The following is a 14,727-nucleotide window of genomic DNA, read 5'->3' as shown; positions in this document are numbered from 1 at the left end:
CCCCATCGCCGGCAAGCCGGCTCCTACAGGGTTGTGCGTGTTTTGGGAGCGATTGTTATTACCTGAACGCCGCGGTCTTGTAGGAGCTGGCTTGCCAGCGATTGCGGTCTGAAGTTGCAATGCGGTTTTCGAGGGACCCATCGCCGGCAAGCCGGCTCCTACAGGGTTGTGGACTTCCCTAGAACTTGTCGAGTGTGCGCAGTTTTTGCGGCAACCCCCACAACAACAGCGCAACCGCGATCAGCGCGCAGACGCCGATGACGTACAGCGCCGGTGTGGTGCTGCCGGTCAGGTCTTTGATGCGCCCGACCATGACCGGGCTGACGATGCCGCCGAACTGGCCGAGGGTGTTGATCACCGCGATCCCGCCCGCAGCCCCTGCGCCGGCACCGGCCAGCAGTTTCGGTGGCAGGGTCCAGAAGCTCGGAATCGAGGCGATGATCCCGGCGCCGAGCAAGCCCAGCGCGACGATCAGGAAGGTCGTGTGGTTGGCGAAGATCCCGGCACAGAAGAACCCCAGCGCGCCCACCGCCACCAGCCCGGCGACAAACTTGCGCCGCTCGCCGGTCGAGTCGGACAACCGCCCGATCACCACCATGCTGATCGCGCCGCAGATGTACGGAATCGCCGTCAGCAAACCGATCATCACCGGGCTCTCGGTGCCTGCACTGCGGATCAGTTGCGGTGCCCAGAAGTTCAAGCCGTAGGACGCCACCTGAATCAGGAAGTAGATCAGGCCCAGCGTGAGAAAACCGGGAATCCGCAGCGCGGCGAGCAGCGAGCCACCGCTCTTGTGCGGTTCGTGGTGGGCGATGCGGCTGGTCAGCAACGTCTTCTCCGACGGTGTCAGCCAATGGGCGTCTTCGATGCGGTCCTTGAGCAAGGTCAGCACCAGCAAACCGAGGCCGATGCAGGGCACGCCGCCGAGCAGAAACAGCCAATGCCAGCCGCGCATGTCCAGGAAACCATCGAGGTGTTGCAGCACCAACCCGGAGAACGGTGCACCGACCAGCCCGGCAAATGCTGATGACAGGAACAGCATCGAGGTGATGCGCCCACGATAATGCTGCGGGAACCACAGCGTCAGGTAATACAGCACGCCCGGCGCAAAACCCGCTTCCATCGCGCCGATCACGAAGCGCAACGCGTAGAACTGCCATTCGCTGTTGACGAAGACCATCGCCGCCGTCGCAAGGCCCCAGTACATCATGATTCGGGCGATCCAGCGCCGGGCGCCGACCTTGTACAGCATCATGTTGCTCGGCACTTCGAAGATCACGTAACCGACCACGAACAGCCCGGCGCCGAGGCCGTACGCGGTGTCGCTCAGGCTCAGGTCGGCCTGCAACTGGAACTTGGCGAAGCTGATGTTGATGCGGTCGAAAAAGGCGAACAAGTAGCAGACCATGATCAGCGGCATCAGGCGCCAGGCGACTTTGCTGACCAGGGCTTTTTCTTCGTCGTGGCTAACGGACGGGCTCGCGCCCGCCTCCAGTACATTGAGGCTCATGGTGCTTTCTCCAGGCGGACTTCCCGTGGGTGTCCGATTGTTTTTGTTGTCTGGTTGGGATGCTGTTTTCTGTAGGAGCCAGCTTGCTGGCGATGGCGGTGGGTCAGGAGACACCTATATTGGATTTTCCGGCCTCATCGCCGGCAAGCCGGCTCCTACAAGGGGATTCGGTGTGGTCAGGAAGGCAACGGGTGCAGGTCGCAATTGCGGCCGGCCTTGGCCAGTTGGCCGGGGACTTCGTGGCCGAGCAGCGCGGGTAATCCTCGCGACAAGTTCAACAACAACGGCAGATCGATGCCGGTATGAATGCCGATTTCATCGCACAGGTTGACCAGGTCTTCGGTGCAGATATTGCCCGAGGCGCCGGGTGCGAACGGGCAACCGCCGAGCCCGCCGAGGGCCGCGTCGAAACGTCGGGCACCCGCCTCGTAAGCCGCCAGCACGTTGCACAAGCCGAGGCCGCGGGTGTTGTGGAAATGCAGGGTCAAATCCGCTGGCGAAACCCGCTGCAACACCCGCCGCACCAGCCGATCCACCTGCCGCGGATTGGCCATGCCAGTGGTGTCCGCCAGGGTGACGCCCTGAATCCCGAGCTCCTGATATTCATCGACGATTTGCAGCACGCGGTCCTCATCGATCTTGCCCTCGAACGGGCAACCGAAAGTGGTGGCGATGCTGCCGTTCAATCGCACCTTGGTGTCACCCACGTATTGCACGATCTCGCCGAATGCGGCCAATGAAGCCTCGCAACGCATGCGCATGTTGGCCAGGTTGTGAGTCTGGCTGGCGGACATCACCAGGTTCAGCTCATCGGCGCGGCACGCCAACGCCCGTTGCGCGCCCTTGAGGTTGGGGATCAACGCGACATAGATCACCCCCGGTTGGCGGGTAATGCCCTTGAACACCAGCTCGCCATCGCGCAGGGCGGGAATGGCTTTGGGCGACACGAACGAGCCGGCTTCGATGCGGCTGAATCCAGCCAGCGACAGCTGATCGATCAGGGCAATCTTGTCGGCGGTTTCCACCCAGGTCGGCTCTATCTGCAAGCCGTCGCGCGGGGAGACTTCCTGAACGATCAGGGTCTCGGAAAAATCAGTGATCATTGCACCACCCCTTCAGTTTTCAGGCGTTCGATGTCCGCATCCGTCAGGCCCAGCCCCGCGAGAATCCCGTCGGTGTGCTGGCCCAAGCCCGGCCCCGACCAGTTCACGCCGCCGGGGGTTTCGGAAAGTTTGGGCACGATGCCCGGCATCTTCACTTTCGCGCCACCGGGCAGGTCGGCGCTGAGCAACATGTCCCGCGCCTGATAGTGCGGGTCGGCGACGATGTCGGCCACGGAATAGATGCGCCCGGCCGGTACTTCAGCGGCTTCCAGGGCCGCCAGCACGTCATCGATGGGCAGGCTGCTGGTCCAGTGGGTGATGGCGGCGTCGAGCACATTACTTTTCAAGGCGCGGCCATCGTTGTGGGCAAACTCTGGCGCTTCGGCCAGATCGCGGCGACCGATCACTTCCATCAATCGTTTGTAGATCGGGTCGCTGTTACCGGCGATCACCACGTAGGCGCCATCGGCCGTCAGGTAGGTGTTGGACGGCGCGATGCCCGGCAAGGCGCCGCCGCTACGTTCACGGACATGACCGAGCATGTCGTATTCCGGCACCAGGCTTTCCATGACATTGAACACGCTTTCGGCCAGCGACACATCGACCACTTGCCCCCCGCCCTGCCCAGTCTTGACCCGCAGCAGCGACATCAACGCACCAATCACCGCGTGCAAAGACGCCAGGGAATCACCGAGGCTGACACCCACCCTCGCCGGCGGCGAACCGGGGGTGCCGGTGGTGTAGCGAATGCCGCCCATCGCTTCGCCGATCGCGCCGAAACCCGGGCGGTCGCGGTAGGGGCCGGTCTGGCCGTAACCGGAAATGCGTACCAGCGTCAGGTTGGGATTGAGCGCGTGCAGCACGTCCCAGCCCAGACCGAGTTTTTCCAGGGCGCCGGGGCGCAGGTTTTCGATCAGCACGTCGGCGCTGGTAGCCAGTTGCTTGACCAGTTCAATGCCTTCAGGGGATTTCAGGTTCAGCGCCAGGGACTTCTTGTTGCGCGATTGCAGGTACCACCACAGCGAGGTGCCCTCGTGCAGCTTGCGCCATTTGCGCAGGGGGTCGCCCTGGCCCATGGCTTCGATCTTGATCACTTCGGCGCCGAACTCGGCGAGCATGCGCGCGGCGAACGGCGCGGCGATCAGCGTGCCGATTTCGATCACTTTGATTGCGCTCAGGGGGGCAGTCATCGCGGGGTACCTCTTATTCTTGGAATATGCGCCAAGGCTAGAGGAGCGAGGGGAATGGAATCCAACCTTCAGTTGGCAACGGGCGTTCGCCAAACGCGAACGCTCTGGAAGATTGTCGCGACCTCAGGGCCGCCTTCGCGAGCAAGCCCGCTCCCACATTAGATCGCATTCCAATGTGGGAGCGGGCTTGCTCGCGAAAGGGCCGGCCCATCCAATCGATAATAATCAAACCGCCCCGCGCAACTGCTCAAACAACATCCGGCTCACCGGCGACAACGCCGCTTCATCGCGCACGACGATGATCAACGCCCGATCCGACCAGTCATCCGTCAACGGCAGCGCATGCAACCCCAGCGCCCGGCCAAACAACTCGTAAGCCTTCTGCGGCAAAATCCCGATGCCCATGTTGGCCTGGACCATCCGGCACATCGCATCGAACCCCGGCACATGAATCCGCAGCCGCAGCACTTTGCCCGCCTGCCGCGCGGCCGCGTGGGTGCGCATGTTGATGGAACTGGCGGCGTGCAGGCCGACGTAATCGCTGTCCAGCGTATCGGCGAACGCCAGGCTTGAACGGCTGGCCAAGGGATGATCCGGCAGCATCAGCACCACCAGTTTGTCCTGGCGATACAGCACGCTGTGCAGACCTTTCACATCGCTGTCGCTGGAACAGATCCCGAGGTCCGCCACGCCATCCAGCACCCCTTGAATCACCCCGCTGCTGGGGCGTTCTTCGAGGTCGGTCTTGACCTGCGGATGACGTTCGGAAAAGTCCCGCAGGTCTTCCGGCAGGAATTGAATGATCGCCGACAGGTTGGCGAGCATCCGCACATAGCCGCGAATACCGTGGCTGTGCTCACCTAACTCCAGGCCCATTTTCTCGACGTTGAACAACATCTGCCGAGCGTGGTGCAACAGGGTTTCGCCGGCCGGAGTCAGGGTCATGCCTTTGGCCTGACGCACAAACAGACTGATGCCCAGCGCCTCCTCCAACTCCATCAACCGCTTGCTCGCCGCCGACACCGCAATCGCTTCGCGCGCAGCGGCACGGGTCAGCGTGCCTTCTTCGTGGACGGCGACGAACAGCTGAAGGGTCATCAGATCGAGACGGCGGATCAGGCTTTTTTGCAGCATGGAGGGCTCGGCGATGTCGGTTCGGGCGAAGACGCAGCATAGCGTCCTTTGCGCCCGAACCGTGCGACCGTCAAAACGCGCTGCGGAAAATCTCTTCGATCTGCCGCTGATCCGCTGCACGTGGGTTGGTCACGCCGCACGCGTCTTTCAAGGCGTTGCTGGCGAGCGTCGGGATGTCGTTGAGGCGGGCGCCGAGTTCACGTAACCCGGCGGGAATTTCCACATCCCTGGCCAGGCTGCGGATCGCCGTGATGGCTGCCTGCGCGCCCTCTTCCGGGCTGAAGCCGCGAATATCGGCGCCCATTGCGTGGGCCACGTCGGTCAGGCGCTCGGCGCACACCAGCGCGTTGAAACTTTGCACATGCGGCAACAGCACGGCGTTACAGACGCCATGGGGCAAGTCGTAGAAACCACCCAATTGGTGGGCCATCGCATGCACGTAGCCAAGGGACGCATTGTTGAACGCCATGCCCGCGAGGAACTGTGCGTAAGCCATGTTTTCCCGCGCGGCCAGGTCGCTGCCATCGCGCACGGCCAGGCGCAGGTTGCTGCTGATCAGCGTCATCGCCTTCAGCGCGCAGGCGTCGGTGATCGGGTTGGCGGCGGTGGACACGTAGGCTTCGATGGCGTGGGTCAGCGCGTCCATGCCGGTGGCGGCGGTCAGGCTTTTGGGCATGGCGACCATCAGCGCCGGGTCGTTGACCGACAGCAGCGGCGTGACGTTGCGGTCGACGATGGCCATTTTCACGTGACGGGTTTCGTCAGTGATGATGCAGAAGCGCGTCATCTCGCTGGCGGTGCCGGCGGTGGTGTTGATGGCGATCAACGGCAGTTGCGGCTTCTCGGATTGATCGACGCCTTCGTAATCGCGAATCTGCCCGCCATTGGTCGCGCACAACGCGATGCCTTTGGCGCAGTCGTGGGGCGAACCACCGCCCAGCGACACCACGAAATCACAGCGACTTTCCTTGAGCAGGCCCAGTCCGCTCTCGACGTTGGCGATGCTCGGGTTGGGCTTGGCGCCGTCGAAGATGACCGAGTCGATGTCTTTCATTGCCAGCCTCTCGGCGATCATCGCAGCCACGCCCGCCTTGGCCAGCCCGGCGTCGGTGACGATCAGCGCCTTTTTAAAACCGTACTTGCCGATGGCGTCCATGGCCTCGTCGAGGCAACCAATACCCATGATGTTCACGGCGGGGATGAAAAACGTGCTGCTCATGGCGAATCTCCAGGTCTGGGCCGTATCGGTGGTTCGATCCGGCGGATACCCACAGGATCGACCCATCGGCGCGGCGTTAACTTGATCTGGCTCAAGTCCGGGTCGTGATAAAGTCGCCGCCCATCCGACCTTTTGCTTTTTGAGACGACGACCGCAATGACCGATTTCCAGGATGTCGATGCCCAACTTGAAGACTGGAACGCCCTGCGCGCCACCGCCTCGATCAGTGGCCTGCTGGTGGGCAACGGCGCCAGCCGCGCGGTCTGGGACGATTTCGGCTACGACTCGCTGTTCGAAAACGCCCGCACCGTCGAAGAAAAACCCCTGAGCCAGTCCGAACTCAGCGTGTTCGACGCGATGCAAACGCGCAGTTTCGAGCAGGTGCTGGGGGCGCTGAAAACCACCAGCCGGGTGAACAAGGCCCTGGCCGTCAGCTCCGCCGCGCCGCGCAATCGCTACTACGCGATCAAGGAAGCGCTGATCAACACCGTGCACGCGGTGCACATCCCGTGGCGACTGGTGGTGCCTTCGACACTGGCGACGATCAATCAGGAACTGGGCCGTTACCGGACGGTGTTCACCACCAATTATGACTTGCTCAACTACTGGGCGATCCAGCACCAGCCGGATGCGATCACCGACCTGTTCCAGGGGGCCGAGCCAGGGTTTGATTTGAGCGCCACGGCGACCGATAAAACCCGTCTGCTGTACCTGCACGGTGGGTTGCATCTGGTACGCAATCAGGACGGCACGGCACGCAAACTGATGTCGACCGAAGGCACGCTGCTGGGCAGCTTTGCGATCAACAACACGATCAAGACGCTGGATGACGTGCCGCTGTTTGTGAACGAAGGGCCGAGCGCAGACAAGCTCAAGACCATCCGCAGCTCGGATTATCTGTCGTTTTGCTATGACCAGTTATTGGGGCATGCCGAGGGCTTGTGCGTCTTCGGGCATGCGTTGGGCGAGCAGGACAGCCACATCATTCATGCGCTGCGCCAGGCGAAACCCAAGGTGGTGGCGATTTCGACTTATCCGCGCAGCAAGGCGTTTATCCAGCATCAGAAACGGCATTACGCGAAGGTGTTTGAGGGGACCGGATCAGAGCTGCGGTTTTTTGATTCGAAGACGCATGCGCTTGGAAGTCCCAAGCTCACCGTTCCCGTCGAGGTGTAACACCGATTTTGTAGGAGCCGGCTTGCTGGCGATGGCGGTGGGTCAGTCAATGCAGATGTTGATTGACCCACCGCTATCGCCAGCAAGCTGGCTCCTACAGGGGTATGCGGTGTTATGCAGCTCACTCTTCTGCGCTATGCACCACCACCAGCAACTGCGCCTGAACCTCGCCCACTGAGCGGATCCGGTGCGGTTTCTGCGCATTGAAGTGCAGCGCATCACCGCGCTCTAGCAGCACGCGCTCGTTCATGAAGTCCACTTCCACCTGCCCTTCGTGGACAAACAGAAACTCCTCCCCCACATGTTCCTTGAAGGTTTTGTCCGCGAATTCGAACGGCGGATAAATGATGAACGGCAGCAGACTGCGCTCACTCACCTGATGCGCCAGCACCGCATAGCCGGGGCTCTCATCATTGGCCGCCAACGACTGACGTTCATGGCTGCGCACCAGGCTGTAGCTGTCGAGGCTGACGCTGTCTTCGGAGAACAATTCCTCGACCTTGACGTTCAGCGCCTTGGCCAGCTTCAGCGCAGCCGCGATGGACGGCGTATTCAACCCGCGCTCGACTTTCGACAGATAGCTCTTGGTCATCCCGGATTTTTCAGCCAGGGCCTCAAGCGTCACGCCCAGTTTTTTTCTCAGTAATTTCAAACGGATAGACATGCAGAACGATTAATCCATCGAGGAGGCAACGATTCATCCTTGCCAATGACACAAAGTGTCATATAGCATCATTTGTGTCATTTGCATTCACCAAGGCCTTGCGAGCAACGAGTGAACGGCAAATCCGACGTCCATTGAACCACCCAAAGGACACCGATATGGCCAAGACCTTAGCATTACCCAAAGAGCAACTGGTCAAGCAAGCGCTGACCCAGATGCAAAATACCCTGGCAGATAATACGTGGACCGACCGGCAAAAGCTGGCCCTGACCTGCCGCATTCTGTTCGAGCACGGCCACGACTCCGGCCTGGCCGGGCAGATCACCGCCCGTGGCCCGCAGCCCGGCACTTACTACACTCAACAACTGGGCCTGGGTTTCGACGAAATCACCGCCAGCAACCTGCTGCTGGTCAACGAAGACCTGGAAGTGCTTGAAGGCCACGGCATGCCCAACCCGGCCAACCGTTTCCACAGTTGGGTGTACCGCGCCCGGCCGGACGTGAACTGCATCATTCACACGCACCCGACGCACGTCGCGGCGCTGTCGATGCTCGAAGTGCCGCTGCAGATTTCCCACATGGACCTCTGCCCGCTCTACGACGATTGCGCGTTTCTCGAAGGCTGGCCGGGTGTGCCGGTCGGTAACGAAGAAGGCGAGCTGATTGCCGGCGCCCTCGGCGACAAGCGCGCGGTCCTGCTGTCGCACCACGGTCAGTTGTCCACCGGCACGACCATCGAGGAAGCCTGCGTGATCGCGCAACTGATCGAACGCGCCGCGAAGCTGCAACTGTTGGCCATGAGCGCCGGGACCATCAAGCCGATCATTCCGGAACTGGGCCGTGAAGCCCACGACTGGATCTCGAAACCCAAACGCCATGGCGCCGCGTTCAACTACTACGCTCGGCAGAACCTGCGCCAACACGCCGATTGCCTGAACTGAACCCACGCATTTTCAAGAGGAGCGTCGCCATGTCGACCCCAACGATTCACGGCATCATCGGCTACACCATCACCCCGTTCACCGCCAATGGCGAAGGCGTCGATCTCGACGCGCTCGGACGTTCCATCGACCGCCTGATCGACGACGGCGTCCACTCGATCGCGCCGCTGGGCAGCACCGGCGAAGGCGCTTACCTGAGCGACGCGGAGTGGGACCAGGTCAGCGAGTTCAGCATCAAGCACGTGGCCAAACGGGTGCCGACCATCGTCAGCGTATCCGACCTGACCACCGCCAAAGCGGTGCGCCGCGCACGTTTCGCCGAAGCCCATGGCGCCGACGTGGTGATGGTCTTGCCGACGTCTTACTGGAAACTCAGCGAAGCGGAAATCCTCGCCCACTACCGCGCCATCGGCGACAGCATCGGCGTACCGATCATGCTCTACAACAACCCGGCCACCAGCGGCACGGACATGTCGGTCGACCTGATCCTGCGCATCGTCAACACCGTGGACAACGTGACCATGGTCAAGGAGAGCACCGGCGACATCCAGCGCATGCACCAATTGCAACGGCTCGGCGAAGGTCAGGTGCCGTTCTACAACGGCTGCAATCCGCTGGCGCTGGAGGCGTTTGCCGCCGGGGCGAAAGGCTGGTGCACGGCGGCGCCGAACCTGATTGCGCAGCTCAATCTCGATTTGTATGAAGCGGTTTTGGCCAATGATCTGAGCAAGGCGCGTGAACTGTTCTATCGCCAGTTGCCGTTGCTGGACTTCATTTTGAAGGGTGGGTTGCCGGCGACGATCAAGGCCGGCTTGCGTGCGACCGGGCTGGAAGTGGGGGATCCACGGTTGCCGGTGTTTCCGTTGGGTGAGGATGGCCTTGGTCAGTTACAAACCTTGTTGAAAGCATTGCGCTGATCTCGAAGTTCACAAAAAACCAATGTGGGAGCTAGCCTGCTAGCGATAGCGGCCTGACATTCAACATCTTCGTCGAATGTTCAGCAGCCATCGCTAGCAGGCTAGCTCCCACAGTGGATTTGTATTGGGTCTGGAAGATGTGCTCAAAGCACCGGCAAGGTCTTGTCCTTGATCACGGTGGTCGGGCCGTTGGTCTTCACGCTGGCGATGCCTTTTTCCCGCGCAGCCTCGGAAGAATAGGCCTCGCTGCTGCCGATGATCTCGTGGTTGGCGGCCTTGAGGTTGAAATACGGATGGCCATCCTTGGTGGTCTTTTTCTCGTAGCGCTCATCCAGCGGGCTGTTCTTCTGCACTGAGGCGATGCCGTTTTCGGCGGCGCTGCGAGTGGTGTACTGCTCGCTGTTCAGAATGGTTTCGGCATTCGCCGCTTTCAGCACGAAGCGAAACTGGTCGTTGCTGGTTTTGCTCAACTCATACCATCCAGACATAATTTTTCTCCTTGGCGATTGAGGGGTTTCGCGCTTCAGAGTAAAGACCAGCCATGGATTTTTGTCGCCTGAACCGGCCCCATCGCGAGCAGGCTCGCTCCCACAGGGGAACGCATTCCAATGTGGGAGCGAGCCTGCTCGCGATGGGGTCGACACGGTCTACGCTATTTCACCGCAGTACGAACCACCGACAACTCCGGCGCCTGCACCCGCCGTTGCGACAAATACCGCGTACAACTCACCCGCAAGAACGAAGCAAAATTCACCACTTCCCCGCGGTAATCCATCACCTCTTCATACAGCTTGGCGATCAACTGGTTGGTGGTCATGCCGTCGACCTCGGCGATTTCGCTGAGGATGTCCCAGAACTGATTCTCCAGCCGCAGGGTGGTGACCACCCCGCAGATGCGCAGCGAGCGGGAGCGCGATTCGTAGAGAATCGGGTCGGCCTTGACGTAGAGCTCGCACATGAAAAAGTCCCTCGTTACAGCGTGATTTTGGTGCCCAGCAACCCGAGGAAACCGGCGAGCCAGCTCGGGTGGGCCGGCCAGGCCGGAGCAGTGGCCAGATTGCCTTGAACGTGACCTTCCGTCACCGGGATATCGATAAACGTACCGCCGGCCAAGCGCACTTCAGGTGCGCAAGCCGGGTAGGCGCTGCACTCGCGACCTTCCAGAATGCCTGCCGCCGCCAGCAATTGCGCACCGTGGCACACGGCGGCGATCGGTTTTCCGGCCTTGTCGAAGGCACGCACCAGTTCCAGGACTTTTTCGTTCAGGCGCAGGTATTCCGGGGCACGACCGCCGGGGATCAGCAGCGCGTCGTAGTCGGCTTCAGCAACCTTGGCAAAATCGAAGTTCAAGGCAAACAGATGACCGGGCTTTTCGCTGTAGGTCTGGTCGCCTTCGAAGTCGTGGATCGCCGTGCGCACGGTCTGGCCGGCGGATTTGTCCGGGCAGACGGCGTGCACCGTGTGGCCGACCATCAGCAATGCCTGGAACGGCACCATCACTTCGTAGTCTTCGACGTAATCGCCGACCAGCATCAGGATTTTCTTGGCAGCCATGGGGAGGACTCCTCTGGGGAAATGCTTAGGAGTATTCAAGGTAGTCGTTATCCAGAGGGGCGGGTAATAACCAGCTACTACGGCGTTATCGTTCTTCGCGGGCAAGCCTCGCTCCTACAGGTTATGCGTGATCCCTGTAGGAGCGAGGCTTGCCCGCGAAGGCGTCCTCAACTGTACGGATAACTCTGCGCCTAGCTGTAACAGCGGCCCCCACCGGATTTATGGCTAGATGAAGACACTTCCCACCACCCTCGATTCTGGTTGCCCTCATGTCCACGCGCGAAAACACCGGCATGGCCCTCGGCCTGCTCGGCGTTGTGATTTTCAGCCTGACCCTGCCCTTCACACGGATCGTCGTGCAGGAACTCCATCCGTTGCTCAACGGCCTCGGCCGTGCGCTGTTCGCGGCGATTCCGGCGGCGCTGTTGTTGCTGTGGCGCCGGGAAAAATGGCCGACCTGGAAACAGGTCAAAGGCCTGACGCTGGTGATCGCCGGCGTGATCCTCGGCTTCCCGGTTTTATCCGCCTGGGCGATGCAAACCTTGCCCGCGTCCCACGGCGCACTGGTCAACGGCCTGCAACCCTTGTGCGTGGCGCTGTACGCCGCGTGGTTGTCCCACGAACGCCCGTCGAAAGCCTTCTGGGCCTGCGCCGCGCTGGGCAGTGCGCTGGTGCTGGGTTACGCGTTGATCAGCGGTGCCGGGAGCATTCAGGCCGGTGATTTGCTGATGCTCGGCGCGATTGCCGTGGGCGGTCTGGGGTATGCCGAAGGGGGGCGTTTGGCCAAGGAGATGGGTGGCTGGCAGGTGATCTGCTGGGCGCTGGTGTTGTCGACGCCGCTGTTGATCGGACCGGTGGTGTACCTGGCGCTGCAACACCAGGGCGAAATTTCGGCCAAGACCTGGTGGGCCTTTGGTTATGTTTCGCTGTTCTCGCAGTTCATCGGCTTCTTCGCCTGGTACGCCGGGTTGGCCATGGGTGGCATTGCCCGGGTCAGTCAGATCCAGCTGTTGCAGATCTTCTTCACCATCGCGTTTTCGGCGTTGTTCTTCGGTGAACACATCGAGCCGATCACCTGGCTGTTTGCTGCCGGGGTGATCGTGACGGTGATGTTGGGGCGTAAAACGACGGTCAAACCTGCACGTATTGCCACTGCATAACCCTGACCGCCTCCGAATGCACTGACACAACTCAATCCTGTAGGAGCCGGCTTGCCGGCGATGGCGTCCGTGAAATCGCCATCGCCGGCAAGCCGGCTCCTACAAGGTGTTTCAGAGGTAATTGTCAGCGCGCAGCAGGGTTTCCAGGCAATGTTCGGTGATGTGGTAGAAATCCTTCAGCTCCTGAATCTTCACCAACAACTGCGCCGGGTCCACCGGCTCGGCGCGCTTGACCGCCAGGATCATCTTGTTCTTGTTGGTGTGGTCCAGTGAGATGAACTCGAACACCTTGGTTTCATAACCGCAAGCTTCAAGGAACAACGCACGCAAACTGTCGGTGACCATTTCCGCTTGCTGACCCAGGTGCAAACCGTATTGCAGCATCGGCTTGAGCAGCGCCGGGCTCTGGATTTGCAGGCGGATCTGCTTGTGGCAGCACGGCGAGCACATGATGATCGACGCGCCGGAACGAATGCCGGTGTGGATCGCATAATCAGTGGCGATGTCGCAGGCATGCAGCGCGATCATCACGTCCAGCTCGCTCGGCGCCACGCTGCGCACGTCACCGCACTTGAACACCAGCCCCGGGTGTTCCAGTTTCGCCGCGGCGGCGTTGCACAGGTTGACCATCTCTTCGCGCAGCTCGACGCCGGTCACTTCACCTTCGGCGTTCAAGGTGTTGCGCAAATAGTCGTGGATCGCGAACGTCAGGTAGCCCTTGCCCGAACCGAAGTCCGCGACCCGCACCGGTTTGTCCAGTGCCAGCGGCGAGGTGGTCAGGGCATGGCTGAAGACTTCGATGAACTTGTTGATCTGCTTCCACTTGCGCGACATCGCCGGGATCAGCTCGTGCTTGCTGTTGGTCACACCGAGGTCGGCGAGGAACGGTCGGCTGAGGTCGAGGAAGCGGATTTTCTCGCGGTTGTGCTCGGCGGACGGCACTTCACGCAATTGCTGAGGTTTGCTCTTGAACAGCGAAGACTTGCCCTTTTTGCTGTATTCGAGCTGGGCTTCGTCGGTCAGCGACAACAAATGCGCATTTTTGAACGAGGCCGGCAGCAACGCGGCGATGGTCGCCACGCCCTCGGCCAGCGGCAGGTTCTTGGTGATGTCGCGGGTTTTGTAGCGGTAGACGAAGGACAGGCAAGGCTGATCCTTGACCGTCAGTTGCTTGATGATCAGCCGTTGCAGATCCGCTTCGGTGCCGACGTACTTGGCCAGCACCAGTTTGATGAAGGCATTGGCGTCGAGGCTGGTTTGCAGCAGGTCGATGAACTGGGCGTGGTGATCCGGCGCGAGGCTGGCGGGAGTGGCGGTGACGGACATGGAAAAAACGGCCTCGGGCGGAGCGAATCGGGAATGGCGGGTATTTTAGGGGGGATGGCCGTTCAGGGCACGGCTAATTTCCCGAACGGCACACATCCCCTGTGGGAGCGGGCTTGCTCGCGAAGGCGGTGCTCAATCCAACATTGATGCCGGCTGACACGACGCCTTCGCGAGCAAGCCCGCTCCCACAGGGAAAGCGTCGCGGCCAGGAATTCAGCCTAGAACCACCAACCGGTTCGGCAGCTCATTGCGCACATGCGTCACCGGCACGTGCACCTTGAGCAGCTCACCGCACGCTTCCACGCACGTCACAAAGCCCTGCAACGTCTGCCCCTGTTTCACCTGCTGGGTGAACGCCGCCACAATGGCGTCCCAGTTTTTGTTATCCAGCCGTTTGGAAATACCTTCGTCCACCAGGATTTCCACATAGCGCTCGGCCTCGCAAACGAAAATCAGCATGCCGGTGCTGCCGACGGTGTGGTGCAGGTTTTGCTCCAGGAACTGCCGGCGCGCCAGGTTCGAGGCGCGCCAGTGACGCACCGAGCGCGGGATCAGGTGCGTGGTGACTTTCGGAATACGGAACACCAGGCACAGCACAATGAAGGTGAGCCATTGCACCAGCAGCAGGCTGTGCATGGTCAGCCAGCCGGTCAAATAATGCACGACACCCGGCACCACCAGCGCCAGCAGGCTGGCCCATAGCAGCGGGATGTACGCATAGTCGTCGGCGCGGGCTGCAAGCACCGTCACCAGCTCGGCATCGGTGTCGCGCTCGACCCGGGCGATTGCCTCGGCGACTTTGCGTTGTTCGTGTTCAGTCAGTAATGCCATGT

Annotated in this window: 15 protein-coding genes; 4 read left to right on the top strand and 11 right to left on the bottom strand. The window is 61.1% G+C overall.

Annotation, left to right across the window (positions count from 1 at the left end):
• Window positions 1-178 precede the first annotated feature (178 nt).
• The 5 genes from J4E42_RS29095 to yiaY form a co-directional block, all read right to left on the bottom strand.
• Window positions 179-1,510 (bottom strand): MFS transporter, encoded by a 1,332-nt coding sequence (locus J4E42_RS29095; protein WP_207286761.1) that lies wholly within the window; start codon window positions 1,508-1,510, stop codon window positions 179-181.
• A gap of 176 nt (window positions 1,511-1,686) precedes the next feature.
• The gene (locus J4E42_RS29090) at window positions 1,687-2,613 is read right to left on the bottom strand and encodes a hydroxymethylglutaryl-CoA lyase (RefSeq protein ID WP_207286760.1); all 927 of its coding nucleotides are present in this window, start codon (window positions 2,611-2,613) and stop codon (window positions 1,687-1,689) included.
• Window positions 2,610-3,803, bottom strand: a complete 1,194-nt coding sequence (locus tag J4E42_RS29085; protein WP_207286759.1) for a CaiB/BaiF CoA-transferase family protein — start codon at window positions 3,801-3,803, stop codon at window positions 2,610-2,612. The genes J4E42_RS29090 and J4E42_RS29085 overlap by 4 nt, the downstream gene beginning before the upstream one ends.
• A 225-nt stretch (window positions 3,804-4,028) precedes the next feature.
• A complete protein-coding gene (locus J4E42_RS29080; RefSeq protein WP_207286758.1) occupies window positions 4,029-4,937 on the bottom strand; it encodes a LysR family transcriptional regulator in 909 nt (302 codons plus the stop codon).
• A gap of 70 nt (window positions 4,938-5,007) precedes the next feature.
• Window positions 5,008-6,156, bottom strand: a complete 1,149-nt coding sequence (gene yiaY, locus J4E42_RS29075) for an L-threonine dehydrogenase (protein ID WP_008025719.1) — start codon at window positions 6,154-6,156, stop codon at window positions 5,008-5,010.
• 156 nt (window positions 6,157-6,312) lie between these two features.
• Here yiaY and J4E42_RS29070 point away from each other — a divergent pair, with 156 nt between their 5' ends.
• The gene (locus tag J4E42_RS29070; RefSeq protein WP_207286757.1) at window positions 6,313-7,332 is read left to right on the top strand and encodes a DUF4917 family protein; all 1,020 of its coding nucleotides are present in this window, start codon (window positions 6,313-6,315) and stop codon (window positions 7,330-7,332) included.
• 121 nt (window positions 7,333-7,453) lie between these two features.
• Here J4E42_RS29070 and J4E42_RS29065 read toward each other — a convergent pair whose 3' ends face one another.
• Window positions 7,454-7,996 (bottom strand): helix-turn-helix domain-containing protein, encoded by a 543-nt coding sequence (locus J4E42_RS29065; protein WP_008039507.1) that lies wholly within the window; start codon window positions 7,994-7,996, stop codon window positions 7,454-7,456.
• Window positions 7,997-8,154: 158 nt separating this feature from the next.
• Here J4E42_RS29065 and J4E42_RS29060 point away from each other — a divergent pair, with 158 nt between their 5' ends.
• Both J4E42_RS29060 and J4E42_RS29055 read left to right on the top strand, forming a co-directional pair.
• Window positions 8,155-8,937, top strand: a complete 783-nt coding sequence (locus J4E42_RS29060; RefSeq protein ID WP_008025714.1) for an aldolase — start codon at window positions 8,155-8,157, stop codon at window positions 8,935-8,937.
• A 29-nt stretch (window positions 8,938-8,966) separates the two neighbouring features.
• Window positions 8,967-9,854: a dihydrodipicolinate synthase family protein gene (locus tag J4E42_RS29055; protein WP_207286756.1), complete on the top strand. Its 888-nt coding sequence runs from the start codon at window positions 8,967-8,969 to the stop codon at window positions 9,852-9,854.
• 143 nt (window positions 9,855-9,997) lie between these two features.
• Here the strand turns inward: J4E42_RS29055 and J4E42_RS29050 are convergent, their stop codons facing one another.
• From J4E42_RS29050 to J4E42_RS29040, 3 genes are all read right to left on the bottom strand, one after another.
• The gene (locus tag J4E42_RS29050) at window positions 9,998-10,342 is read right to left on the bottom strand and encodes a YegP family protein (RefSeq protein WP_207286755.1); all 345 of its coding nucleotides are present in this window, start codon (window positions 10,340-10,342) and stop codon (window positions 9,998-10,000) included.
• 164 nt (window positions 10,343-10,506) lie between these two features.
• Window positions 10,507-10,812: a ribbon-helix-helix domain-containing protein gene (locus J4E42_RS29045; protein WP_207286754.1), complete on the bottom strand. Its 306-nt coding sequence runs from the start codon at window positions 10,810-10,812 to the stop codon at window positions 10,507-10,509.
• A 14-nt stretch (window positions 10,813-10,826) separates the two neighbouring features.
• A complete protein-coding gene (locus tag J4E42_RS29040) occupies window positions 10,827-11,408 on the bottom strand; it encodes a DJ-1/PfpI family protein (RefSeq protein ID WP_192420596.1) in 582 nt (193 codons plus the stop codon).
• Window positions 11,409-11,677: 269 nt separating this feature from the next.
• Here J4E42_RS29040 and J4E42_RS29035 point away from each other — a divergent pair, with 269 nt between their 5' ends.
• Complete coding sequence (locus J4E42_RS29035; RefSeq protein WP_207286753.1) at window positions 11,678-12,568, top strand: DMT family transporter; 891 nt, start codon at window positions 11,678-11,680, stop codon at window positions 12,566-12,568.
• Window positions 12,569-12,679: 111 nt separating this feature from the next.
• On the opposite strand, the gene J4E42_RS29030 is transcribed toward J4E42_RS29035, so the two are convergent.
• Both J4E42_RS29030 and J4E42_RS29025 read right to left on the bottom strand, forming a co-directional pair.
• The gene (locus J4E42_RS29030) at window positions 12,680-13,894 is read right to left on the bottom strand and encodes an SAM-dependent methyltransferase (protein WP_207286752.1); all 1,215 of its coding nucleotides are present in this window, start codon (window positions 13,892-13,894) and stop codon (window positions 12,680-12,682) included.
• 213 nt (window positions 13,895-14,107) lie between these two features.
• A complete protein-coding gene (locus tag J4E42_RS29025) occupies window positions 14,108-14,725 on the bottom strand; it encodes a TPM domain-containing protein (protein ID WP_008025698.1) in 618 nt (205 codons plus the stop codon).
• Window positions 14,726-14,727 lie beyond the last annotated feature (2 nt).

The organism is Pseudomonas sp. FW300-N2A2 (genome assembly GCF_017351735.1).
Classification (GTDB): Bacteria; Pseudomonadota; Gammaproteobacteria; order Pseudomonadales; family Pseudomonadaceae; genus Aquipseudomonas; species Aquipseudomonas migulae.
This window is presented reverse-complemented; position numbering and strand designations above follow the sequence as displayed.

Excerpts from the sequence above, each read along its gene's own strand:
- J4E42_RS29095 (WP_207286761.1), bottom strand. The coding sequence starts at position 1,510 with ATGAGCCTCAATGTACTGGAGGCGGGCGCGAGCCCGTCCGTTAGCCAC.
- J4E42_RS29090 (WP_207286760.1), bottom strand. The coding sequence starts at position 2,613 with ATGATCACTGATTTTTCCGAGACCCTGATCGTTCAGGAAGTCTCCCCG.
- J4E42_RS29085 (WP_207286759.1), bottom strand. The coding sequence starts at position 3,803 with ATGACTGCCCCCCTGAGCGCAATCAAAGTGATCGAAATCGGCACGCTG.
- J4E42_RS29080 (WP_207286758.1), bottom strand. The coding sequence starts at position 4,937 with ATGCTGCAAAAAAGCCTGATCCGCCGTCTCGATCTGATGACCCTTCAG.
- yiaY (WP_008025719.1), bottom strand. The coding sequence starts at position 6,156 with ATGAGCAGCACGTTTTTCATCCCCGCCGTGAACATCATGGGTATTGGT.
- J4E42_RS29070 (WP_207286757.1), top strand. The coding sequence starts at position 6,313 with ATGACCGATTTCCAGGATGTCGATGCCCAACTTGAAGACTGGAACGCC.
- J4E42_RS29065 (WP_008039507.1), bottom strand. The coding sequence starts at position 7,996 with ATGTCTATCCGTTTGAAATTACTGAGAAAAAAACTGGGCGTGACGCTT.
- J4E42_RS29060 (WP_008025714.1), top strand. The coding sequence starts at position 8,155 with ATGGCCAAGACCTTAGCATTACCCAAAGAGCAACTGGTCAAGCAAGCG.
- J4E42_RS29055 (WP_207286756.1), top strand. The coding sequence starts at position 8,967 with ATGTCGACCCCAACGATTCACGGCATCATCGGCTACACCATCACCCCG.
- J4E42_RS29050 (WP_207286755.1), bottom strand. The coding sequence starts at position 10,342 with ATGTCTGGATGGTATGAGTTGAGCAAAACCAGCAACGACCAGTTTCGC.
- J4E42_RS29045 (WP_207286754.1), bottom strand. The coding sequence starts at position 10,812 with ATGTGCGAGCTCTACGTCAAGGCCGACCCGATTCTCTACGAATCGCGC.
- J4E42_RS29040 (WP_192420596.1), bottom strand. The coding sequence starts at position 11,408 with ATGGCTGCCAAGAAAATCCTGATGCTGGTCGGCGATTACGTCGAAGAC.
- J4E42_RS29035 (WP_207286753.1), top strand. The coding sequence starts at position 11,678 with ATGTCCACGCGCGAAAACACCGGCATGGCCCTCGGCCTGCTCGGCGTT.
- J4E42_RS29030 (WP_207286752.1), bottom strand. The coding sequence starts at position 13,894 with ATGTCCGTCACCGCCACTCCCGCCAGCCTCGCGCCGGATCACCACGCC.
- J4E42_RS29025 (WP_008025698.1), bottom strand. The coding sequence starts at position 14,725 with ATGGCATTACTGACTGAACACGAACAACGCAAAGTCGCCGAGGCAATC.